24 protein-coding genes are annotated in these 22,522 nt (G+C 75.3%); 15 read left to right on the forward strand and 9 right to left on the reverse strand.

From position 1 onward, the window contains the following. Positions 1-3: 3 nt before the first annotated feature. From SM577_RS23570 to SM577_RS23590, 5 genes are all read left to right on the forward strand, one after another. Positions 4-369, forward strand: a complete 366-nt coding sequence (locus SM577_RS23570; RefSeq protein ID WP_088993810.1) for a nuclear transport factor 2 family protein — start codon at positions 4-6, stop codon at positions 367-369. Between the two features lie 140 nt (positions 370-509). Beyond that, positions 510-1,760, forward strand: a complete 1,251-nt coding sequence (locus tag SM577_RS23575; RefSeq protein ID WP_474587986.1) for an NAD(P)/FAD-dependent oxidoreductase — start codon at positions 510-512, stop codon at positions 1,758-1,760. A 10-nt stretch (positions 1,761-1,770) separates the two neighbouring features. Then, on the forward strand, positions 1,771-2,721 hold the full coding sequence (locus SM577_RS23580; protein WP_302922667.1) for a sigma-70 family RNA polymerase sigma factor: 951 nt from the start codon (positions 1,771-1,773) through the stop codon (positions 2,719-2,721). Between the two features lie 336 nt (positions 2,722-3,057). Further along, positions 3,058-3,624, forward strand: coding sequence for an SUKH-4 family immunity protein (locus SM577_RS23585; protein WP_474587987.1), 567 nt, complete (start codon positions 3,058-3,060; stop codon positions 3,622-3,624). Between the two features lie 317 nt (positions 3,625-3,941). Further along, the gene (locus tag SM577_RS23590) at positions 3,942-4,262 is read left to right on the forward strand and encodes a hypothetical protein (protein WP_474587988.1); all 321 of its coding nucleotides are present in this window, start codon (positions 3,942-3,944) and stop codon (positions 4,260-4,262) included. 170 nt (positions 4,263-4,432) lie between these two features. On the opposite strand, the gene SM577_RS23595 is transcribed toward SM577_RS23590, so the two are convergent. Then, positions 4,433-4,900, reverse strand: coding sequence for an HNH endonuclease (locus tag SM577_RS23595; protein WP_302922664.1), 468 nt, complete (start codon positions 4,898-4,900; stop codon positions 4,433-4,435). 140 nt (positions 4,901-5,040) lie between these two features. Between SM577_RS23595 and SM577_RS23600 the strand changes: the two genes are divergently transcribed. The 3 genes from SM577_RS23600 (at position 5,041) to SM577_RS23610 (ending at position 9,675) form a co-directional block, all read left to right on the forward strand. Further along, complete coding sequence (locus SM577_RS23600) at positions 5,041-5,688, forward strand: ABC transporter ATP-binding protein (RefSeq protein WP_474579778.1); 648 nt, start codon at positions 5,041-5,043, stop codon at positions 5,686-5,688. 85 nt (positions 5,689-5,773) lie between these two features. Next, positions 5,774-8,800 carry an FtsX-like permease family protein gene (locus tag SM577_RS23605; RefSeq protein WP_474587989.1) on the forward strand — a complete coding sequence of 1,009 codons (3,027 nt, stop codon included), beginning with the start codon at positions 5,774-5,776 and terminating at the stop codon, positions 8,798-8,800. Then, positions 8,797-9,675 (forward strand): ABC transporter ATP-binding protein, encoded by an 879-nt coding sequence (locus SM577_RS23610; protein ID WP_474587990.1) that lies wholly within the window; start codon positions 8,797-8,799, stop codon positions 9,673-9,675. Before SM577_RS23605 ends, SM577_RS23610 begins: the two co-directional genes overlap by 4 nt. A gap of 112 nt (positions 9,676-9,787) precedes the next feature. Here the strand turns inward: SM577_RS23610 and SM577_RS23615 are convergent, their stop codons facing one another. Continuing rightward, complete coding sequence (locus SM577_RS23615) at positions 9,788-11,242, reverse strand: hypothetical protein (RefSeq protein WP_474587991.1); 1,455 nt, start codon at positions 11,240-11,242, stop codon at positions 9,788-9,790. A 140-nt stretch (positions 11,243-11,382) separates the two neighbouring features. Between SM577_RS23615 and SM577_RS23620 the strand changes: the two genes are divergently transcribed. Then, the gene (locus SM577_RS23620; protein ID WP_302922804.1) at positions 11,383-11,886 is read left to right on the forward strand and encodes a DinB family protein; all 504 of its coding nucleotides are present in this window, start codon (positions 11,383-11,385) and stop codon (positions 11,884-11,886) included. A gap of 12 nt (positions 11,887-11,898) precedes the next feature. Here the strand turns inward: SM577_RS23620 and SM577_RS23625 are convergent, their stop codons facing one another. Next, positions 11,899-13,440 (reverse strand): ArnT family glycosyltransferase, encoded by a 1,542-nt coding sequence (locus SM577_RS23625; RefSeq protein ID WP_474587992.1) that lies wholly within the window; start codon positions 13,438-13,440, stop codon positions 11,899-11,901. Between the two features lie 85 nt (positions 13,441-13,525). On the opposite strand from SM577_RS23625, the gene SM577_RS23630 reads away from it, so the two are divergent. Beyond that, on the forward strand, positions 13,526-13,921 hold the full coding sequence (locus tag SM577_RS23630; RefSeq protein WP_109899669.1) for a cupin domain-containing protein: 396 nt from the start codon (positions 13,526-13,528) through the stop codon (positions 13,919-13,921). Positions 13,922-13,943: 22 nt separating this feature from the next. On the opposite strand, the gene SM577_RS23635 is transcribed toward SM577_RS23630, so the two are convergent. Next, positions 13,944-14,093, reverse strand: a complete 150-nt coding sequence (locus SM577_RS23635; RefSeq protein WP_474587993.1) for a hypothetical protein — start codon at positions 14,091-14,093, stop codon at positions 13,944-13,946. Positions 14,094-14,142: 49 nt separating this feature from the next. On the opposite strand from SM577_RS23635, the gene SM577_RS23640 reads away from it, so the two are divergent. From SM577_RS23640 to SM577_RS23655, 4 genes are all read left to right on the forward strand, one after another. After that, positions 14,143-14,661, forward strand: coding sequence for a DUF2087 domain-containing protein (locus SM577_RS23640; protein WP_474587994.1), 519 nt, complete (start codon positions 14,143-14,145; stop codon positions 14,659-14,661). 52 nt (positions 14,662-14,713) lie between these two features. Beyond that, positions 14,714-15,187: a MarR family winged helix-turn-helix transcriptional regulator gene (locus tag SM577_RS23645; RefSeq protein WP_474579774.1), complete on the forward strand. Its 474-nt coding sequence runs from the start codon at positions 14,714-14,716 to the stop codon at positions 15,185-15,187. Positions 15,188-15,262: 75 nt separating this feature from the next. Beyond that, positions 15,263-15,679, forward strand: coding sequence for a DUF6069 family protein (locus SM577_RS23650; RefSeq protein WP_474587995.1), 417 nt, complete (start codon positions 15,263-15,265; stop codon positions 15,677-15,679). 191 nt (positions 15,680-15,870) lie between these two features. Further along, entirely contained in the window at positions 15,871-16,296 is a 426-nt protein-coding gene (locus SM577_RS23655; protein ID WP_302922652.1) for an Hsp20/alpha crystallin family protein, read from the forward strand. A gap of 57 nt (positions 16,297-16,353) precedes the next feature. On the opposite strand, the gene SM577_RS23660 is transcribed toward SM577_RS23655, so the two are convergent. Further along, positions 16,354-17,334, reverse strand: coding sequence for a helix-turn-helix transcriptional regulator (locus SM577_RS23660; protein WP_474587996.1), 981 nt, complete (start codon positions 17,332-17,334; stop codon positions 16,354-16,356). A 109-nt stretch (positions 17,335-17,443) separates the two neighbouring features. Here SM577_RS23660 and SM577_RS23665 point away from each other — a divergent pair, with 109 nt between their 5' ends. Next, the gene (locus tag SM577_RS23665; protein ID WP_302922650.1) at positions 17,444-18,442 is read left to right on the forward strand and encodes a tyrosine-type recombinase/integrase; all 999 of its coding nucleotides are present in this window, start codon (positions 17,444-17,446) and stop codon (positions 18,440-18,442) included. Between the two features lie 14 nt (positions 18,443-18,456). On the opposite strand, the gene SM577_RS23670 is transcribed toward SM577_RS23665, so the two are convergent. Genes SM577_RS23670 through SM577_RS23685 form a run of 4 tightly spaced genes read right to left on the reverse strand, consistent with a single transcriptional unit; the run spans position 18,457 to position 22,215 of the window. After that, a complete protein-coding gene (locus tag SM577_RS23670) occupies positions 18,457-18,828 on the reverse strand; it encodes a VOC family protein (protein WP_474587997.1) in 372 nt (123 codons plus the stop codon). 54 nt (positions 18,829-18,882) lie between these two features. Next, complete coding sequence (locus SM577_RS23675) at positions 18,883-19,368, reverse strand: cation:proton antiporter regulatory subunit (RefSeq protein WP_474587998.1); 486 nt, start codon at positions 19,366-19,368, stop codon at positions 18,883-18,885. A 2-nt stretch (positions 19,369-19,370) separates the two neighbouring features. Next, positions 19,371-20,894, reverse strand: a complete 1,524-nt coding sequence (locus SM577_RS23680; RefSeq protein ID WP_474587999.1) for a potassium/proton antiporter — start codon at positions 20,892-20,894, stop codon at positions 19,371-19,373. Positions 20,895-20,922: 28 nt separating this feature from the next. Beyond that, on the reverse strand, positions 20,923-22,215 hold the full coding sequence (locus SM577_RS23685; RefSeq protein ID WP_474579769.1) for an ArsB/NhaD family transporter: 1,293 nt from the start codon (positions 22,213-22,215) through the stop codon (positions 20,923-20,925). Between the last annotated feature and the right edge of the window lie 307 nt (positions 22,216-22,522).

Raw genomic sequence — 22,522 nt, forward strand, 5'->3', positions numbered from 1 at the left:
CCCATGTCGCGCAACACCGAGACCGTCGAGACCTACCTGGACGGCTTCCGCAAGAACGACCACGCGCAGATCCTGTCCTGCCTGACCGACGACATCGAGTGGACGGTCTTCGGCGCGTTCCACCTGAAGGGCAAGGAGGCGTACGACGCCGCGATCGAGGGACCCGGTTTCGTGCCGCCGCCCCGACTCGAGGTGGTCCGGATGGTGGAGCAGGGCGACACGGTCATGGCGGAACTCGTCGGTTCGGTGCGGCGCGACACCGGCGAGGAGATGCGGATGTCGATGGCCGAGGTGTTCGTGATGCGCGACGGCAAGATCGCCGAGCGGCGCGCCTGGGTGATCGAACTGAAGGAGAACGACCACCGCTGACGGCGCCCGACTCCTGCCCGTGGCCCACGGGGCGCCGCGCTCATGGCGCTTTGTGGCCCGCGCCACAGCCCGCTCCTGTCAGCAATCGGGGCGCTGCTCCGCTCAACTCGCGAGAGCACGCGAACAGACAGGAGCGACACATGAGGCACCGCATCGTCGTCCTCGGCGCCGGCTACGCCGGGGCCTTCGTGGCCGGGAACCTGGCCCGCCGGCTGTCCCCGGCCGACACCGAGGTCACCGTGGTCAACGCCGAGCCGGACTTCGTCCAGCGGCTGCGGCTGCACCAGCTCGCGGCCGGCCAGGAGATCGCGGCTCCGAAGCTCGCCGACGTCTTCGCCGGCACGGGGATCCGGCTGCGCCTGGCCCGGGTCACCGCCGTCGACCCGGAACGCCAGGTCGTCGCCGTGGCCGACGCCGACGGCGGTGGCGAGCTCGGCTACGACACGCTTGTCTACGCCCTCGGCAGCCACGGCGACCAGCGCGGTGTCCCCGGCGCGGCGGAGCACGCCTTCGACGTCGCCGCCCGACCCTCGGCGCTGCGCCTGCGCGAGCGCCTGGACAACCTGGGCGGGCGGGACGGCGGCGGGAGGGTGCTGGTCGTCGGCGACGGGTTGACCGGCATCGAGACCGCCACCGAGATCGCCGAGTCCCGGCCCGGCCTGTCGGTGGTGCTGATCGCCCGCGGCGAACTGGGCGCCCGGCTCTCCGCCGGAGCCCGCAGCCACCTGCGCCGCGCCTGCGAGCGGCTGGGCATCGGCGTCCTGGAGCACACCCGGGTCGAAGCCGTCGAGGCAGCGCGGGTGCTCTGCGCCGACGGCACCGCCCTAACCTCGGACGCCACCGTGTGGACGGCCGGGTTCGCGGTCGCCCCCATCGCCGCCGCCAGCGGGCTGGAGGTCACCGAGCAGGGTCGGATCGTCGTCGACCGCACCATGCGGTCGGTGTCGCACCCGAACGTCTACGCCGTCGGCGACAGCGCCCACGCCATCGGCGACAACGGCCGGCCGCTGCCGATGTCCTGCGCCTCGGCCGGCTACACCGGCAAGCAGGCCATCGAGGCGATCGTGGGACGCCTGACCGGCGGCGGGGTCGCGACCACCAAGCTGGCCTACCCGGGCAACCACATCAGCCTGGGGCGGCGGGACGGCATCCTGCAACTGGTCGACGGCGAGGCGCAACCGAAGCCGACGTACCTGGGCGGCCGGAAGGCCGCGCGGATCAAGGCGGGCGTCCTCAGGCTCTCGCTCTGGGCCACCGCCCACCCGACCTTCGGTGTGCCCCGGCGCCGGCGCCGTCTGGCCGCTGCGGCGGATGCGTCCGCCGGGAAGGGCGCACGAGTCGCCGGGCCCGGTGCTGACGCGTCCGTCCGGGGCGGTCGGATTGCCGCCTAGGGTGGTCCGGGTGGACAGCACCGCCGCCGATCGCTTCGACGCCAGTCGGTTCGAGGCCAGCCGGAACCGGCTGGCCTCGCTGGCGTACCGGCTGCTCGGCTCCGCCGCCGACGCCGAAGACGCGGTGCAGGACGCGTTCCTGCACTGGCAGGCCGCCGACCGGCAGCGGATCAGGGTGCCGGAAGCATGGCTGACCAAGGTCGTCACCAACCTGTGCCTCGACCGGCTCCGCTCGGCACAGGCGCGCCGCGAACGCAGCGTCGGCTCCTGGCTGCCCGAACCGCTCCTCGACGGCGATCCGATGCTCGGCCCGGCCGACACCGTCGAGCAGCGCGAGTCGGTCTCCCTGGCCGTGCTGACCCTCCTGGAGCGCCTGTCACCCGTCGAGCGGGCCGTCTACCTCCTGCGCGAGGCGTTTTCGTACAGCCACGCGGAGATCGCCGAGATCCTCGACATCACCGAGTCCGCGAGCCAGCAGCACCTGCACCGGGCCCGACGGCGCGTCACCGTGGCGCGTCCCGGCGGCGAGGTCGACCCGGCAGCCGCCCGCAGGATCGTCGAGGAATTCCTCGCCGCCGCCTATTCGGGCCGCACCGAACGGCTGGTGGCGCTGCTCACCGACGACGCGACCGCGATCTCGGACGGCGCCGGGCTGACCGGGACGCTGCAGCGGTACGACACGCCGCAGCGCATCGCCGCCGTCGCCCGGGCCGGCTTCAAGCCCACACCCGCGAAACGGCGGTTCGCCGGCGGCACGCCCGCCATCCACTACGCGCTCGTCAACCACGCTCCCGCGATCCTCGCCGTGGTCGGTGACCGGGTCGTCGGCGCCGTGGCGTTCGACGTCGCCGACGGCAGGATCGCGACCGTGCGCGGCATCGCCGCCCCCACCCGCCTCGTCCGCCTCGCCGAAGCCTGGCGGCGGCACGAGCCGGATCCGCCGCTCATCCCCGAGTGGTGACCGGGCGGCACTCGCGGTGAAGCACCGCGGGCTTCGGACGGCCACCAGCCGCGGGTGACTGCGTGCGGCGGGTTGGCGTCCGGAGCGGTGACCGACCGTGCCCGGCAATCCCGTCGATCGCCGCCCTGGCACGCCCGCCGCGCGGTCAGCGGCGAATTATCGGATTACCAGTAACAGCAATCCGGCAAAGAGACCGGACATTGGGGACGAACCGTCTATGCACCATAATGACTGTTCTTGTGCGTAAGGACGTATGCTGGTGTAAGCCGTACCTGAAAGGTCCACCACGTCGGTCACGCTCAATTCCGCCCAGCCCAGGAAACTATGATCATTTCCGTGCTCTTCGAGATCTCCCACGGCGAGATGGTGGCGTCCCTCGGCGAAGACGCCGTCTTCGTCGCGCCCCCCGGTTCTCTGGGTGACGTTCCGGAAGACCTCTCCGCGGCACGGTTCCTCTACTCCACCGGAATCCCGGCCGGCGTCTTCCAGCCTCAGCGGTGTACGGAAGCCGGGCGGTTTCCCCTCGTCGGCGACAAGGTCGACCTCGCACACCACGAGAACGCCCCCGCCGGCTGCGCGTCCTGGCCGGTGTTCGGCTGGCTCCAGGTGGCCCACCTGGCCCTCGACCCGGCGACCGGATCGGTCCACGGCTTTTGCGAGGACGGCGGCCCGGTCCGATCCCTCCACGCCGACCTCTCCTCGCTTGCCTACCTCGCCTTCTCGCTGCATCGCCTCCTTCGGGAGTTCGACTGGCGCGACGGCGGGGACGAGGACTTCGCACGCCTCGAGGAGGCCGTGGAAGGCGTCCGCGCCGCGGTGGAGGAACGGGATCCACTGCCCTTCCAGGGCGACAGTCTCTGGCTGCCCGTGCTGGACGAGATGGCCTCCGGCATGTGGTCCTGAGGCGTCGCCCATCGCGCCCGACGCGGCGACGACGTGGGCGGCTCGATGGTGGTCCACGGTCACCCGACCGCGCATCGGGGCGCCGCCGGCGCCGGAGTGCCGGTGGGGGACCGTGACCGTGGTCCGGTAGTCCGGGAGTGCCATCCCCACCACCGGAGTGCGGTTCGGGTCGGCCGCGTCCACCACCACCGCCGCCGCGACCGGCTCGCCGTCGGACCACGCCGCCGCTGACGGCGGCCCCGCCGGGTTCGGAGTGGGAGGGTCGAGTACCACGTTCGTGGTATGCCGGTGCGGGGATGGTTGCGTACCGTCACGCCATGCGGCCTTCGGTGGCGGATGTCGGGCTGGCGGGTCTCGCCTTCGCTGCCGGGACGGCGCGCGTGGCGGCCGCCCCGGTCCTCTTTCCCCTGGTGCTGGTAGCACTCGGGGTGATGCTGCTCCGCCTGCGGGCGGCCCCCGTGGCGATCGGGGTGCTCGTCCTGGGCGGCGTGGCGTTCCCGCTGAGCCGGATCACCCGGGAGGCGTCGATCGCGCACGTGGCCGATCTGCTGCTGCTCCTGCCGTTCCTCTACCTCGGCATCCGCTCCCTGCGCCAGGCATCGCGCCGGCCGGCACCGGGCGCGGTGGTCCCCGCGTGAGGCAGCGCCCGGCATCGCTGACCGCGTCGGCGATGCCGGGCGGGTGAGCACCCGTGCTGGCGCGGCCCGCCGCCGCGGGCGCTCACCGTCCGTGGGACCGGTTGGCGAAGTCTCGCTGGGCCGAGCGGACCACGGCGGCCAGCCATCGGCCGGGAACGCGAAGGAGGGCGTCAGGGAGTCGGCCGGCCGGCGCCGGCGCGTGCCTCGGCGACCCGGGCCGCCTGGCGTGCCCGCCACCGCTGCTGCGCGTCCCGGTTGCAGATCCGGCACACCTTCCGGTAGCGGCCGGTCGCCGGATCGACCTCGCGGTCGTGCCCGTTGCGGCACGTCGAGCGCTGCCGCCGGCCGCGGCAGGTCTCGGCGTGGGTGACCTGGCGCAGGTGGGTCGGCTCGATGCAGTCCGGCACCCCGCACAGGTGCCGCACCTCGAGGGCGGGGTCGTACCCGCCGACGAAGACGGCGAAGGCGGCGACGTGCGCCCACGCCCGACCGGCGAGCTTCTGGTGCACGCCGCGCCGGCTGCCGTAGCCGCGGACGACCAGGCAGCCGTCGTCCCGCCGTACCGCGCGGCACAGCAGATAGGCGCGCAGGGTCTCCTCGGTGAAATGCCGCGACAACCCGGTCACCTGCGACAGCACCCGGCCAGGATAGGGCGGTGGTCGCACGGCCGGCGACGACGGCCCCGGAACCGGGTGGCCGGGCCCCGCGGGCCTGTTGTGCGGCGTACGCCCGGCGTGGCAGGCTGCTTGGCGCCCGGCCCCGGAGGTGGCGGAATCCCATGCTGGCCATCCACGATGTGTCCCTCGGATACGGCGACGACCCGCCCGTGCTGCGGGGCGTCTCGGTGGCGGTGCGCCCGGGTCGGGTGCTGGCGGTCACCGGATCCTCGGGCGCCGGCAAGACCACCCTGCTGAACGCGATGGCCGGGCTGCTCCGGCCGCGTGCCGGCGCGGTCACCGTGGACGGCGAACCGCTGCGCGACCGCGACCACGCGGTGGCGCGCGGGATCGTCCTCGTCCCGCAGGACAACGGCCTGGCCCCGATCCTGACCGCGGCGGAGAACGTGCAGGTGGTCCTCGTCGCCGGGGGCATGGGTGCGGCGCAGGCGCGCCGGGTCACCACCGGGACGCTGGACCGGTTGGGTCTGTCCGGTCAGGCCGACCAGCTGGTCGAGGAACTGTCCGGCGGCCAGCAGCAGCGCACGGCGATCGCCCGCGGCCTGGCCCTGCGCGGCGGCGTCCTGCTCGCCGACGAGGTGACCAGCGAACTCGACGCGGGCAACCGGCAGCGGGTGCTGGACCTGCTGCACGACGAGGCCGACCGGGGCGCGGCGGTCGTGTTCGCCACCCACGACCCGGAGGTGGCCGCCGCCTGCGCGGCCGAACTGCACCTGGCCGGCGGCGCGGCGCAACTCCGACGCGGCTGACCCCCGAGTGCCCGGGTAACCGGCTGGTATCGATCCGTGTCCGCGGGCCGTCCGGCGTTCCCGCCGCTGACTAGCATGAGCGTCCATGCTGGCCGTCATCGCGGGAGCACTCGCCGCCCGCCGGGCGCAGGCGTTGGCGGTGCTCCTGCTCGCGGTGCTGGCCAGCGCCGGGGCCGCGGCCGCACCGATGTACGTGGCCGCCGCCGGCCAGGCCCTGGCGAGCCAGGAACTCGCCGCCGCCGGGCCCGACGAACGCCGGCTCCGGTTCAGCTCCATCGCCGAGTACCCGGGGATTCCCGCCGATCCCGGCGTCGCGGCGTTCCGCGGCCAGGTCGAGCCGTTCGCGGCGGCCGGCTTCGAGGTCGTCCTCGGCGCGCAGGCCGCCGGCATGGCCGCCGGCCCGGCCGGCACCGTCTCCTCGACCCTCGTCTTCCGGCAGGGGATCTGCGAGCGGGTCGCGGTGACCGGCACCTGTCCGGGTCCCGCCGCCGCCGGCGAGCTTCCCGAGGTGATGGTCAGCACGAACACCGCCGGCCAGCTCGGCGTGACCGCCGGCGGCGAGGTGACCTTCGCCGGGGTGCCGCTGCGGGTGACCGGCGTCTACCGGCCGCTCGACCCGACCGCTGCGTACTGGCTCGGCGGGGAGTACCTGCCGCCGCCCGCACCGGGCCCGCCGCCGGTGTCCGCCGTCGGCAGCGCGCGGGACGCCATCTTCACCGGCGGAGCCGCGCGGCTGGCCGACGAGGACGCCATCCTGCAACGCCCCACGGCCGACCTGTTCGTCACCGAGCGGCTGGTGCGTTCCGGATCGGTCGACGACCTGCGGTCCGCCGTCGCGACCGCGGCCCGCACCGCCGGGCGGGACCGACTCGGCACCAGCACCAGCCTGCCCGACCTGCTGCACCGCGTCACGACGCAACGGGGTCAACTGGCGGTCGGCGTGACCCTGGGCGCCGGGCTGCTGGTCCTGCTCTGCTGGTTGGTGCTGTTCATGGCGGTCAGTTCGGCGGCCGACCTGCGCCGACCCGAACAGGGACTGCTGCTGCTGCGCGGCGTGCAGCGCCGGCGCCTGTGGACGCTGGCGGTCGGTGAACACGCCGTGCCGGCGCTGGCCGCGATCCCGCTGGGCTGCCTGGCCGGGCTGGCCGCCGCCGACCTGCTCGCCGCGCACACGCTGACCGGCGAGCCCGCGGTGGCGTTGGACGCCACCGCGGTCGGCTACGCCACCCTCGCCGCCTTCGGTGCGCTCGCCGCGGTGCTGCTGGCCCAGTCCCGCAGCCTCTCCGCGCCGGTGGTGGACCTGCTGCGCCGGGTGCCCTCGCGGGTCCGTGGCTGGCGGGCGAGCGTCGGCGACGTGGTGGCGCTGTCGGTCGCCGTGGCCGCCGTGGTGCAGTTGCGCGCCGGCGGGGCACCGTCCGGGCTGGCGCTGCTGGCGCCGGTCGTCGGTGCGCTCGCCGTGGGGGTGCTGCTGGCCCGGCTCGCCATGACCGTCGGGGCGGCGGTGGGCGGGCGGCTGCTGGCCCGAGGCCGCGCCGCCACCGGTCTCGCCCTGCTGCAGGTGGCCCGGCAACCCCGCTTCCGGCCGCTGATCGCGCTGCTCACGGTGGTGGTCGCGATGCTGGCGTTCACCGCTGCCACCCGCGAGCTGGCCACCGCCGCGTACGCGGACCGGGCGACCGTGGACGTCGGCGCCGCCCGGGTGGTCGGGGTCGACGCGCTGTCCCGCAAGCACCTGTTGGACGCGGTCCGGGCGGTGGATCCCGAGGGGCGGTTCGCGATGGCCGTGGTGGCGAGGAGCACGACCAGCCGGGGCGACCTGCCGCTGCTCGCCGTCGACTCCGGCCGGCTGGCGGCGGTCGCCGCCGCCCACCCGTCGTACGGCGTGGCGCTGTCCGACATCGCCCGCGAGCTGCGCCCCCGGCCACCGGCCGAGCCGGTGGAGCTGCGGGGCCGGTGGCTGACCGTGGTGGTCGACGTCGACTACGACGAGGTCGCCTACGCCGGCGCCGAGCCCCGCCTCTTCGTCTCGGTCGCCAGCCGGTCCGGCACCCGCCGGATCGCCGCCGAGCGGCCGCTGGACACCGGCCGGGCCGCGTACCGGGTGCCGGTGCCCGAGTGCGGGTCGCCGTGCCGGCTGGTCAACTTCGAGCTGACCGTCCCGCTCACCCCCCGGCCGGTGCGGGTCCGGTTCGAGGAGCTGCGCGCCGGTGACGGCGACACGGTCCGGCTGACCGCCGCCGACTTCGCCCAGGGGACCCGGTGGCGGTCGCCGGACATCCGCGACGTCTCGCTGACGGCCATCGGCGGCGGCGGTGAGCCGGGACTGGTCCTGGACGTGCCGGAGGGCCGCTGGTCGGACCCGATCGCCGTGGCCGTGGCGGACGCGCCCGACCTGCTGCCCGGCTGGCTGACCCGCTCGGCGGGCACGAACCTCGGCTCGATCCGGTACGACGCGCTGGACTCGAACCCGGCCACGGCGGTGGTCGCCGGACACGCCGACCGGCTGCCGCGGTTCGGGGAGTCCGGCATGGTGCTGGACCTGGAGTACGCCGACCGGCTCGCCGTCGGCGGGCAGAGCGGCGTCGAGGAGGTGTGGCTGGGCCCGGCGGCGCCCGCCGACGTGCGCGACCGGCTGCGGTCGCAGGGCCTGGTCGTGTCGGCCGAGCGCACGATCGGCGCCGAGCGCCGGGATCTCGCCAGCCAGGGTCCGGCGTTGGCGTTGGGGTTCAACCTCTTCGCCGCGCTGGCCGGGGTGCTGATCGGAGCGGCCGGCCTGGTCGCGATGGCCGCGGCCGAGCAGCGCAACCGGGTCGCCACGATGGTGGCGCTGCGCCGGCAGGGCCTGCCCCCGCGGGCGGTCCGCGGCGGGTACGGCTGGCCGGTCGCCGTCGCCACGGCGGCCGGTGTGCTCGCGGCCGGGGCGATGTGGCGGCTCACCCGGCACGGGCAGCGGCTGTTCAGCGACGGCCGGTCGCCCGTGCCGATACCGGACTGGCCGGCCGCCGGCGGGTTGCTGGCGGTCACGGTGCCCGCGATCGCCCTCTTCGCGGTGACCGCGGTGGTCCTCGGCCGGCTCCTCGCCGCCTCGGTACGCCGGCGGGCCGGCCGGTGACCGCGCCGCCGCCCGACGAGGGCACCCCGGTCACCTGCCACCGGCTGATCCACATCTACCCGACCGGTTCGGGGGACGTGGTCGCGCTGTCCGGGGTGGACCTGCACATCGCCGCCGGTGAGATGCTGGCGCTGGTCGGCCCGTCCGGCTCCGGCAAGTCCACCCTGGTGGCGATCCTCGGTGGCCTGATGCGGCCCAGCGCCGGTCGGGCGTACGTGGGCGAGCACGACCTGTCGCGGCTGTCGGCCCGGCAGCTCGCCGCGTTGCGCGGCGCCGTGGTGGGCACGGTGTTGCAGGGCGCCGAGCGCAACCTGCTGCCGTACGTGTCGCTGAAGCGCAACGTCTGGTTGGCGCAGCGATCCGCGGCGCGCCTGCCCGGGCGCCGGCTCGACCCGCCGGAGGCGATCCTGGAGCTGGTCGGCCTGGCCGGCGCCGGCCGGCGGCGCGTTGGCGAGCTGAGCGCGGGGCAGCGGCAGCGGGCGGCGCTGGCGCAGGGGCTGGCGGCCGGGCCCGGGCTGCTGCTGGTCGACGAGCCGACCAGCCAGCTCGACGGGCCCGGCCGGGACGAGGTGCTCGCGGCGCTGGAGACGGTCAACGCCGAGCGGGGTACCACAGTGGTCGTGGTGACCCACGACGGCGAGGTGGGCGCGCGGCTGGGGCGGGCCGTCACGATCCGGGACGGCCGGGTGGGCGCCGAGGGCCGCGACGGCCGGGAGTTCGCGGTGGTGGCCGGGGACGGCACCCTCCAGCTGCCGCCGGAGACGCTGGCGGCGTTCCCGCCCGGCACGCTGTTCGCGGTCGAGCACACCGACGGCACGGTCACCCTGCGCCCGGAGGTGAACCCCGCGCCCGCCCCGGAGCGCCGCACCCGCTGACCCGACCGCCGGACGACGGCCGCGACGCGACGACCGTGACGCGACGGCCGTGGCCGCCGGGGCCGGTTCCGGTTGCCCGGGCACCCCGCCGGCTGATCCGCGAACCGGCGGGTCAGGTCCGCGCGCCGCCGAGGCCGAGCAGCACGGCCAGGCCGAGCGCGCTGCGCGGGGCGTACGGCACCCGCCACAGCCCGCCGTGCGCGGCCCCGTACGCCTCGTCCTGCCACGGGTGCGGCTGGGCCGGCGCGCCGGTGCGCAGGTCGTGCACGAGCAGCGCGGCCATCAGCGTGTTGCTGGTGGCCGGCTCGAAGACCTCGATGCCGAACCGGTGCGCGCCCGCGTACGCGGCGGCGAGCGCCCGGTTGCGCAGCACCGAGCGGGTGCGGGTGGGCGGCGCCACCTTGAACGACACGGTCGCCCCGGCGTCCCGGGCCACCGTCGCCCGCCACCGCTGCAACCGCTTGGCCAGCGCGTAGTTGGGGCCCTGCTGCGGCACCAGGCTGTCGTTGACGCCGGGGTCGGCGTCCGGCGGGTAGTTGCGGTGCAGCAGCCGGCCGCCGGAGGCCACCCGCAGCGACCGGCGGAGCACGCCGCGGGCCGCGTAGCCGCGCTCGGCGTGGCGTACCGCGTCGCCGGGGACGGCGAAGACGTCGGTGGGGGTGGCCAGGAAGGCCAGCGCCACGTCGTCGCGGCACTCCTGCAGGTGGCGGGTGAGCGCGTCGACAGCGGTGGCGACCCGGACGTTGGTGGCGCCGTCGGCGTAGACGTAGTTGCCGAGCACGAGCCGACCGTCGATGCCGAGCAGCCAGTCGGCGACCTGCGGAAGGCGGTGCAGCAGGTCGGCGCCGGCGTGCTCGGCGAGCGCGGTGTCGTCGGTGCCGGCGGGCACCGGCACGTGCAGCCGCCCGCCGTGACGCTGGGTGGTCTGCAGCAGCCGCCGCCAGATCTCCGGTCGGGGCAGGTCGACGGCGACCACGTCGCCGCCCCAGCGCAGCACGGACGGCAACGGGCCCATCTCGGCGCCCGCGCCGAGCACGACGATGCGCTGGTCGCGCAGGTCGAGCCAGTCCGGGTTGGCCGCGACGGCACGTACCGCCTCGGCGCAGGACGGCTCGACGACACCGGCGGTGACCCAGCCGTCGAGCCGGCGCAGCAGCTCGTCGCCGCGCAGCCGCCTGCCCCGGTAGGGCAGTGTCAGCTCGCGGTCGGGGTCGCCGGTGCCGGTGACCGTCGCGGTGCGCAGCGGCGCGACGCCGGTGGGGGCGGTGAAGAGATCACCGAGGCCGATCTCGGTGCCGTCGTCGCGGACCACCGTCATCCGCCGGTGCAGCGAGGCGAGCCCGTCCCGGGCGATCGTCACGGCGGCGTCCCGGGAGAGCAGGCCGGCCTCGACGAGCCGCCGGAAGTGCCCGAGGTAGCCGTGCCGCCAGTTCGTCTCGTGCTCGGCCGAGCGTGCGCCCACCGGGTCGGCGGCGCGCAGGGCGTCGGCGACCACCGCGCGGCCGAGCGCGGAGGTGCTGCGCCCGGCGTCGGTCTTCGGGAACACCACCCCGGTCGGACCCTCCACGGCCACCGCCTCCCTCGTCGTCGGGTGCCACTCTGCCGCACCCGGCGTCGCCGCGCAGCGCCGGGATCCGCGATCGGGGACGCCCGTCGGCTGGCCACCGACGCCGCCGCGCCGCAGCGGCGGACAATGGCCCGGTGACGATGCCGTTTCCCGAGCCCACCGCCCCGGCGACCAGCCGCGCCGAGGTGTTCCTGCGCTACCTCGACTACTTCCGGGAGACCCTGCTGGCCAAGGTCCGGGCGCTGCCCGAGGAGGAGCTGCGGCGCAGCCGGCTGGCGTCCGGCTGGACCCCGCTGGAGCTGGTCAAGCACCTGCGGTTCGTGGAGCTGCGCTGGATCGAGTGGGGGTTCCAGGGCCGCGACGTCGCCGAGCCGTGGGGCGACCGGCGCGGCGACCGCTGGCACGTCGCCGCCGGGGAGACCCGGGACGAGCTGGTCGCCGCGCTGCGCGCGCAGGGTGCGCACACCACCGCGGTGGTCAACGCCACCGACCTGGCGGCGGTCGGCGCGCCCGGCCCGCGGTGGGCCGGCGCCGACCCGGCGACCCTGGAGCGGGTGCTGTTCCACCTGGTCCAGGAGTACGCCCGCCACCTCGGGCACCTGGACATCGTCGCCGAGTTGGCCGGCGGCCCGACGGGGGAGTGAACCGGCGACCGGTCAGCCGCGGTGGCGTACCTCGGTGTCCCAGAACTGCGCCCACGGGCGCCGCAGCCCCCGGCAGACCCAGATCGGGCCGCCGTTCTCGTCGTTGTCCACCTCGACCCGCTGGTCCACCCGCCCGGCGAGGGTGACCTCGGTGAACCAGCCGCGCAGCCGGTCGGGACGCTGCCACCCGACGGCGATCACCACGTCGGCGCCCTCCGGCGGGCGGCCGAAGTCGGCCATGCTGTTGTGGCCGGAGTACGCGGCGGGCAGGCCACGCGCCGGGCCGTAGCGGGCCACCGCGCCCGCCTCGCCGTAGTTGCCGGTGAGGATCACGGCCCGCTCCCGCTGGTCGGCGGGGAGGCCACGGTGGACGGTGGCGAGGGAGTCGGCGAACGCGGGCCAGCCGATCGTCTCGCCGGCGTCGTAGTTGACAGCGACCACCACCTCGGGCAACCGCTGCGCCGGCAGGGTGGGCAGCAGGAGGACCGCGCTGCCGGCGACGGTCACCGCGGCGCCGGCCGCCAGCAGGCCGCGCCGCCACCGGGCCCGGGCGGCCCAGCCGGCGGCGACCACCGCCCCGGCGGCGGTGAGCACCAGCAGCAGCGGCGCGTCGTAGTAGCCCTTGCCGCCGGCGGCCAGCACCACGGCGACCACCACCAGCCACGCCCAGCCCACCGCCCGGTACGCCCGCCAGCCGGGTCGGCGCAGCAGCGCCACCAGCCCGGCCACCCAGATCGGCACCGCGTACGGGCTGATGATGACGAACTGCAGGACGAGCGCGTCGAGGCGGCCGCTGTAGGAGCTGTCCCCGTCGGCGATCGAGGCGGCCACCGACAGTTGCGGGAACCCGTGGCTGGCCTGCCAGACCAGGGTGGGCGCGGCGAGCAGCGCGGCCAGCGCGGCGGCGGCGAGCACCCAGCGGTCGCGCAGCAGCCGGCGCGGACCGGCGACGGCCACCCCGGCGAGCAGCCCGGCCGCGAGCAGGGCGGGCAGCAGCTTGTTGAGCATCCCGACGCCGACGGCCAGCCCGACGCCGAGCGCCCAGCGGCTGTCGCCGGTGCGCAGCAGCCGAACGGCGCACCACGCCGCGGTCAGCCAGACCAGCACGTCGACGGTGGTGGTGCTGAGCAGGTGCCCGGGGGCGAGGACGATGCCGGAGGTGGCCGCGAGGAACGCGGCGAGGGTCTGCCCGCCGCGTCCCGCGCCGAGTTCGCGGGCGATCGCCGCGGTGAGCAGCACCGCGGCGCCGGCGATCAGCGCCGACGGCGTCCGCAGCGCGAGCAGGCTGCCCGGGGCGACGGTGTCGGCGAGCCGGGCCAGGGCGGGCACCAGCGGGCCCTGGTCGACGTAGCCCCAGTCGAGGTGCCGGCCGCAGAGCAGGAAGTACAGCTCGTCGCGGTGGTAGCCGTAGCGGGTGGCGAGCAGCAGCAGCACCGTGCTCGTGGCGGCGGCGACCAGCCACGGACCGCGGGCGCGCGGACCGGGCGCGGGTGGCTGCTCCGGGGCCGGCTCGTCGGGGGTGCGGGCGGCGACGTCGGTGACGGGTTCGGCCACCCGCCCATCATCGCCCGCCGATGCCACCGCCGGTTGCCCCGCGACGCGGGCTGACGCGGTCGGTCTCGCCGGGCAGGATGGACGGATGAGAGCCGAGCCGATCGACCTGGCCGCCGCGCTGGCCGGGTTCACCCAGCTGTGGAGCCCCCGGATCGTCACCCGGGTCAACGACTACGACGTGCGGATCGCCAAGGTGGCCGGCGAGCACGTCTGGCACACCCACGACGACACCGACGAGTTCTTCCTGGTGCTGGAGGGCGAGTTGCGCATCGCCTCGCGCGACGGGGAGGGCGGCGCCGAGCGGGAGGTGGTGCTGCCGCGCGGTTCCGTCCACGTCGTACCGCGCGGGGTGGCGCACCGCCCGTCGTCGCCGGGGGGCGCGTCGATCCTGATGTTCGAACCGTCGGGCACGTCCAGCGTCGGGGACCGGCACGACCCGGTGCCCGACCACGTGGACGCCACCACCGGGCACCCGCTCTGAACCACCCCACACCCGCGCCGGGTCACCGCGCGGCGGCCGCCAGGTCGTCGCGCGGGGCGAGGGTCAGCCGGCGCACGCCGGGCACGGCGGCGGTGCCGGCGCAGGCGACCAGCACCAGCAGGCCGGCCGTGAGCAGCGGCGCGGGGTCGCCGAGCGGCCGGCCGACTGACACCGGGGAAATCGTCTGGCGCCGCCCTACCGCCGCTGGCAGGGTGGCCGGCATGACGGCACAGGTTCTGGCGGGGGCGCTCGCCGACGACATACGGCGACAGGTCTTCGCGGCCATCGTGCTCGGCGCCGCGGACGCGCCGGCGGTGGCCGGGCGGACCGGGCTGGCGGCACGGCCGGTCGTCACGGCGATCCGCCGGCTGCGCGACGCCGGCCTGGTCACCGGCGACGACGGTGACCTGCGGGTGGACGCGGACCGGCTGCGCGAGGCGGCCCGCACCGACCCGCCGGCCCGGGCGGCGCGGGAGCCGGCGGAGAGGATCCTGCGCACGTTCCTGCGCGACGGGGTGCTGGTCGCCCTGCCGGCGCAGCGCGGCCGGCGCCGGGTGCTGCTGGCGCACATCGCCGGCAGCTTCGAGCCGGGCGTGCGCTATCCGGAACGGGCGGTGGACGACGCGTTGCGCGCCTGGTGTGCCGGTGGCGGCTCGGACCACGTCACCCTGCGGCGCTACCTGGTCGACGAGTGCCTGCTCGCCCGGGAGCAGGGCGTCTACTGGCGCAGCGGCGCCTGATCGTTCGCCGGCGAAACGATCCCGTCACGGAACATCTTGTTAGCCTCGGGGCATGACCTCGTGCTCGCCCGGTGGCACCCGGGACCTGATGTTCCTGCTCTCCTGGGCCAGTCACGCGCTGACCGAGGAGCTGGCCGCCGGGCTGGCCGAACTGGGCATCTCACCTCGGGCGCACTACGTGCTGCTGATGGCCCGGCCGGGTGGGCTCACCCAGCGGCAGCTCGGTGAGCGGTGCGGGGTCGACAAGACCACCATGGTCGTGACGCTGGACCAGTTGGAGGCCGCGGGCCTGGTCCGTCGCCAGCCGTCGCCGAGCGACCGGCGGGCCCGGCTGGTGGAGGTCACCCCGGAGGGCGAGAAGGTGCTGCACCGGGCACAGGAGATCGCGGCGGGCATCCACCGGGACGTGCTCGCCTCGTTGCCGGAGGCCGACCGCGCGGTGTTCCTGCGGTCGATCGAGGCGCTGGTGGCGGGGCGGCTGGCGGGCGGCGGGGCGTGCGGCCCGGGTAGCCGCCCCGGATTTTAGTTCCGAATGAGATAGTCTCGATCAAGACGATCTGCTACGGTCTCAGTTGTTCGCGTCCCCGACCGAGGAGCAACCATGACCGCCACCGCGCCGTCCACCACCGCCACCCCCGCCCCGTCCCTGCGTCGCCGCGCGCTCGGCGTGGCCACCGCCGTCGTGGCCTGCGTGCTCATCTGGGCCGTCGGCGCGGTCGCCGGCGTCGACTACACAGTGCGGAATCCGGGGCAGCCGGCGATGGAACTCGGCCCCGCCGCGATCGTCACGGTGTCGCTCGGCTCCGCCCTGCTGGGCTGGGCGGCGCTGGCCGTGCTGGAGCGACTGACCCGGCGGGGGGCCGCTGTCTGGACGGTGCTCGCGGTGGTGGTGGCGCTGCTCTCGCTCTTCCCGGTCGTCGCCACCGACGCCACCGGCGGCGCCAAGGTCGCCCTCGGCGCCATGCACCTGGCGGTGGCGGCGGCACTGATCGCCCTGCTGCCGGCCCGCCGTCGCTGACCGCCGCCGGCACCCGCGGCGGTGCCCGCCGCCTCCCGCCCGGTACGCCCGTTACGGCCACGCCGAGGACCGGTTCGAAAAGCTCCTGCCGAGTTGACGACTGTCGCTTCCCGCGCTATCACAGAAGAGGAAGTTGAGTCACCCAGACTCAACCTGACACCTTCGGCCAGGAGAACCGAGGAGGCACGACCATGCTGATGCGTACCGACCCGTTCCGTGAGATCGACCGGCTCGCCGAGCAGTTCTTCGGCACCACCGCCCGGCCGGCCATGATGCACATGGACGCCTACCGCGACGGCGACTACTTCTACGCGGCGTTCGACCTGCCCGGCGTCGACCCGGACAGCATCGACTGCACGGTGGAGCGCAACGTGCTGACCGTCCGCGCCGAGCGCCGCCGGCCCACCGGCGACAAGGTCGAACTGGTCGCCGCCGAGCGCCCGATGGGCACCTTCAGCCGGCAGCTGTTCCTCGGCGACACCCTCGACACCGACAAGCTCGAGGCCGGCTACGACAACGGCGTGCTGACGCTGCGCATCCCGATCGCCGAGCGGGCCAAGCCGCGGCGGATCAGCATCACCGCCAACGGCAACGGCCGCAAGCAGATCAACGCCTGACCGTTTCCGGGGCGGGTCCGCGCGCCGGGCCCGCCCCCGAGGCGTGCCCCCCGGGGCTCAGGGCGCCGGGGCGTACATCTCGGCCAGCGCCCGCGCGGTGCCGACGAACCGCTCCCGCAGCTCCGCCGGGGCCAGCACCTCCACCTCCGCGCCGAGCTTCAGCAGCTCGATGTGGCCGTGCCGGACCGACTCGATCGGCACCGTGGTGCGCAGCCAGCCGTGCTCGTCCGGCGGGCCGGCCGCCGCCCGCGCCGCCCGGGCCATCGCCGGCGGGAAGACGTACCCGGTCAGCTCCAGCGCCGCCGTGGTCATCCGTACCGTCGCCTCGGCCCGGTAGACGCCGCGCTCGTAGCGGTCGGCGTGCTCCTGCCAGCAGCGCCCCAGGTCGAAGTCGTCCGGCCGGTCGAAGTGCTCGTTCAGGACGGTCAGCTCGAGGATCGCGCCGACCCGGTAGGTGCGCACGTCGCCGCCCGCGTCGGCGACCAGGTACCAGCGACCGGCCTTGAGCACCACGCCGAGCGGCGCGAGCAGCCGGGTCACCTCCCGGGGCGCCTTCCACCGCCGGTAGCGCACCTCGACCCGGCGGTCCTCCCACACCGCGCGGGCCAGCGCGGCCAGGTGCGGGGTGGGCTCCGGCTCGCGGAACCAGGTCGGGGCGTCCAGGTGGAACCGCTGCCGGATCCGCTCGCCCCGATCGGCCAGCTCGGCCGGCAACGCGGCGCGCAGCTTCAACTCCGCGGTGGCCAGCACCGAACCGAGTCCCAGCTCGGCCGCCGGGCCCGGCATGCCGGTCAGGAACAGCGCCTGCGCCTCGTCGGCGGTGAGCCCGGTCAACCGGGTCCGGTAGCCGTCGAGCAGGCGGTAGCCGCCGGCCGGCCCGCGGTCGGCGTAGACCGGGACGCCGGCGGCGCCGAGCGACTCGACGTCGCGGTAGACGGTGCGCACCGACACCTCCAGGGCGTCGGCCAGTTCCTGCGCGGTCATCCGGCCCCGGGTTTGTAGGAGCAGCAGCAGGGAGACCAGCCGACTCGCGCGCACCGCCCGACGCTACCTCCGGCCCGGCGGCGGGCCGGGCGGCGGGGTTGTCGCCGAACCGGTCGGGCGCGCCTCGTCGCGATTCCCACCCCGGGCTGAGAACCTTTTTCACATGATCTCCTCGGACGTCCCGGCGCTGCCCCGGCCGCCGGCCCCGCCCGCCCTGCCCGGGGGTCCCACCGACTTCACCGAGGCGTGGCTGCGCAACCGGCGACTGAGCGAGCACACCCGCGACGCGTACCGGCGGGACATCGCCGGCTGGCTGGCCTGGTGCGCCGACCGGGAACTGGACCCGCTGCGGGCCAGCTTCCTGCACGTCAACGAGTACGGCCGGACGCTGGAGTCGACGCTGGCGGTGCGCAGCGGCCGCCCGCTGACCCCGGCCACCGTGGCGCGCAAGCTCTCCGCGCTGTCCAGCTGGTACGACTTCCTCGCCAAGCTGGGCGCGGTGCCGGCCAACCCGGTGGCCGGCGCGGACCGGCCGCGCATCGACCGGGACCACTCGGCCACCGTCGGGCTCACCCCGGAGGAGGTCGACGCGCTGCTCGCCGCCGCCGAGGCCGACACCGGGCCCACCGCGGCGCGCAACCGCGCAGCCATCGCGCTCCTGGCCGACCTCGGGCTGCGGGTCGGCGAACTGGTCTCCCTGGACCTGGCCGACCTGGGCGCCGAGCGGGGGCACCGCAGCGTCCGGTTCGTCGGCAAGGGCGGCCGGGCCCGCCGCCGGGCGCTCACCCCCGGCACCGCGTACGCGGTGGACGCCTACCTGGCCCAGCGGGCCGCCGCCCAGGGGGTGCCGGTGGCCGAGTTGGCCGGGCCGCTGCTGGTCACCGCCAGCGGCGCCCGGCTCGACCGGCACTCGGTGTTCCGGCTGGTGCGCCGGCTGGCCCGGACCGCCGGCATCCCGGCCTGGGCGAGGCTGTCGCCGCACTCGCTGCGGCACGCCTTCGCCACCACCGCCCGCGCCGAGGGCGTCCCGCTGGAGGACGTCCAGGACGCGATGGGGCACGCCGACCCGCGCACCACCCGCCGCTACGACCGGGACCGGCACAACCTCGACCGCGACCCGGCGTACGTGATCTGGGCGGCCCGGTCCCGCCGCCGCGGCTGACCGGCCCGCCGGCTTCAGCCCTGCGGGCGGGGGCAGATGCAAAACGGCTGCCCGATCGGGTCGACGAGCACCACCCACCGCCCGTCGCCGGGCTGGAACTCCGGCTTCGACGCGCCCGCGGCCAGGAACTCCTGCTCGGCGCCGGCCAGGTCGTCGACGTACAGGTCGAGGTGGTAGCGCTTGCCGCCGGAGGCGTCCGGCCAGGACGGCGGGCGGTAGCCCTCGACCAGTCCGAAGCCGATGGCCAAGCCACCGCTGCTGATCATGGCGTACTCGGGCTGGCTGTGGGTGACCTCCCAGCCGAGCACCCGGTGGTAGAACGCGGCGTGTGCGGCCGGGTCGGAGCTGTCGAGGTTGACCATGGCGAGATCGGCTGTCACTGTCATGCCGGCCAGCCTGCCGCAGGTACCTGACATCCTCTGGCAGGTACCCGCGGCGGGTCATGGTTCGCCGGGGGTGATCCGGCGGCTCAGCGCGCCGACGTCCGCCGGGGTGCCGGCGACCAGCAGGGCGTCACCGTGCGCGAGCCGGTGGGCCGGCCCGGGCGCGGTGATCGTCCGCCCGTCCCGGAGCGCGGCGACCACAGTGACGCCGGGGACGTCCGCGAGCACGTCCCGCAGGGCGCGGCCGCCGTACGGCGAGGCGGCGGTCACCGGTACGGCGGCCACTGTCAACTCCCCGGCCCGCTGCTCCAGTTCGGGGACGTGGTCGATGGTGGCGATCGGGTGCAGCAGTTCGGCCAGTTCCCGCGCCTCGGCGGCGGTGAGGGTCAGCGACCGCTCGACGGTGTCCGGGTCGCCGGGCGCGTAGAGGACCAGGTCGCGCCGCCCGCCGTGCAGGTGCAGCACGCCGAGCGCGGCTCCCTCGACGGTGCGCAGGGTGTAGCCGACCCCGAGGCCGGGCAGCGCGGTGCGTTCGATCCGCATGGTCATCTCCTGTTCGCTGTCGGGACGCGATCGGGGTGCCCGGTCTCGCCGAACCAGCCGGCCAGCCGCCCGGCCCGGGCGACGGCGCGCAGCCGCCGCTCGGTGGCCTCCCGCACCCGTGGGGTGGTGAGCACGACGAGTTGGTCGCCGACCCGTAGCCGGGTGTGCTGGTCGGGCACGAAGGTGTCCGGGCCGCGTACCACCAACGTGGTCGCGGCCGGCGGCGGCAGCCGCAGTTCGGGCAGGTAGACGCCCTGCAACCGGGAGCCGGGCTCGACGGTGACGTGGATCAGGTCGGCGTCCATGGCGTCCAGCGGCGCCAGTTCGACCTGCAGGTCGGGCCCGAGGCGGTGCGGCGCGAGCCGGAGCCGCCGGGCCAGCCAGGGCAGGGCCGGGGCCTGGATCACGGTGAAGACGACGACCAGCAGGAACACCACGTTGAACACCTGGTCGCTGCCGGGCGCGCCGGTGACGACCGGGATGGTGGCCAGCACGATCGGCACCGCCCCGCGCAGCCCCGCCCAGGACAGGAAGACCTGTTCGCGCAGCGGCACCCGGAACGCGGCCAGCGACACCAGCACCGACGCCGGCCGGGCGACGAGCAGCAGCGCGGCGCCGACCACCAGCGCCGGCACCGTGCTCGCGGGCAGCTCGCTCGGGGTGACCAGCAGCCCGAGCATGACGAACAGGCCGATCTGGGCGATCCAACCCAGCCCCTCGGCGACCGACCGGGTGGCCCGCCGGTGCGGCAGGCCGGCGTTGCCGAGCACCAGGCCGGCCAGGTACGCGGCCAGGAATCCGCTGGTCTGGGTGAGCCCGGCGACCGCGTAGGCGAGCACGCCGCAGCCCACGATCGCGATCGGGTGCAGCCCCGAGGTGGGCAGCGTGAGCCGGCGCAGCACCCACACCCCGACCGTGCCGATGAGCAGGCCGATCACGCCGCCGGCGGCGAGCTGGACGAGCATCGCGGCCAGCAGCGGCAGCGGCGCCACCGCGTCCAGGGTGGCCGCGCTGAACGTGAGCACCAGGATGAACGTCGGCGCGTCGTTGAGCCCGGACTCGGCCTCCACCAGGCTGGTGAGCCGCTTCGGCAGCGGCACCGACCGCAGCACGGCGAAGACCGCCGCCGCGTCGGTGGAGGACACGATCGCGCCGAGCAGCAGCGCCGTCTGCCAGCCGATGTCCAGCAGCAGGTACGCCGCCGCCGCGGTGACCCCGACGCTGACCAGCACGCCGATGGTGGCGAGCACGGTCGCGGGCGCCAGCACCGGCCGGACGTCCTTCACGTCGGTGGTCAGCCCGCCCTCGACCAGGATCACCGCGAGGGCGGCCATGCCCAGCGCCTGGGCCAGCGCGGCGTCGTCGAAGGGCAGGCCGAGCCCGTCCTGCCCGAGCAGCAGACCCACCCCGAGGTACGCCAGCAGCACGGGCATGCCCAGCCGGGCGGCGAGCCGGGCCGCGGCGACGCTGACCAGGAGGACGCCGGTGCCGATGGCCAGCGTCACGTACAGCTGTGTCAGGGTCACCGCGGCCCCCTCTCGGCCTCCCGTGCGGTCATGCGAAGTAGCGCAGCCACACGTAGCCCCAGGCGATCAGCGTGGTCAGCACGGTGGTGGCGATGCCGTACCGGGTGAACTGCCAGAAGCTGATCGGCTCCCCGGCGCGGGCCGCGATGCCCAGCACGACGATGTTGGCGCTGGCCGCGACGGCGGTGCCGTTGCCGCCCAGGTCGGCGCCGAGGGCGAAGGACCACCACAGCGCCTGCCCGGTCTGCGGGTCGGCCTGGCTGGCGATGTCCGCCACGATGGGCGCCATCGTCGCCGTGTACGGGATGTTGTCGAAGAACGCGCCGAGCACCGCCGAGCCGAAGATGAGGCTGGTCGCGCCGGCGAACCAGCTGTCGCCGATGGCGCTGGTCGCCCACTGCCCGACCTGTTCGATGACCCCGGTCTCGGTCAGCCCGGCGACCATCACGAACAGCCCCAGGAAGAACGTCAGCGTGGGCCACTCCACCTCGGCCAGGTACTTCGCGCTGTCGGCCCGGGTGACCAGCACCATCACCCCGGCGCCGAGCAGCGCGACGATCGCCACGTCGACCCCGGTCACGGTGTGCAGCGCGAAGCCGACCATGACCAGCACCAGCACGCCCAGGCAGCGGGTCAGCATGGCCGGGTCGGTGATCGCGGCGCGGGCGTCCATGTCGCGGACCGCCGCGAACCGCTCCGGGTGGTACTCGAAGGACCGGCGGAACATGAACCGCGCCAGCACCAGGAAGGCCAGGAACATCACCACGGTGATCGGGGCCATGTGCACCAGGAAGTCGTTGAAGCTCAGTCCGGCGCGGCTGCCGATGATGATGTTCGGGGGGTCCCCGATGAGCGTCGCGGCGCCGCCGATGTTGGAGGCCAGCACCTCGGCGATCAGGTACGGCGCGGCGGAGATGCCCAGCCGGCGGCAGACCGAGATGGTGATCGGGGCCACCAGCATGACGGTGGTGACGTTGTCCAGGAACGGGGACGCGAGGCCGGTGATCCCGACCAGCAGCGCCATCAGCCGGTACGGCCGCCCCTGCGAGCGTTGCGCCGCCCAGATCGCCAGGAACTCGAAGACCCCGGTCTGCTTGACCACCCCGACGATGATCATCATGCCGAAGAGCAGGAAGATGACGTCCCAGTCGATCCCGGCGTGGTGCGCGTAGAACACGTCCGAGCCGGGGACCAGGCCGAGCAGGGCCATCAGGCCGGCCGCCCCCAGCACCACCGCCACCCGGTTGATCTTCTCGGTGGCGATGAACATGAACGCCACCGCGAAGATCGCGATGGCGGCGATGGCGGGCCAGGCGCTCACCGGCGCCGGCCCGGCGGGCCGTGCCGGCCGTGGTGCGTGCCTTCGGGTGGCGTGGCGGGTGGTGTCGTCGGTGCGGCTGGCACCAGCACTGCGGTCACGAGTACCTCCGGTGGGGTGGGCGACCACGACCCCTCCCGGCGGCGCGGGGACCGCCGGGAGGGGTCGCCGGGGAGGGTGGCGGGGTCGCGGGCCGGACGGCGTGCCCGGCGTCGTGCTGCCAGTTCAGCCGCCCGGGGCGCCGACCGACCATCGGGTCTGACACCCATTTGGCGCCGGTGCCGGCCTGTAATCGGCCGTCCCGGCCCGC

It is taken from the genome of Micromonospora desertarenae, from assembly GCF_056150265.1.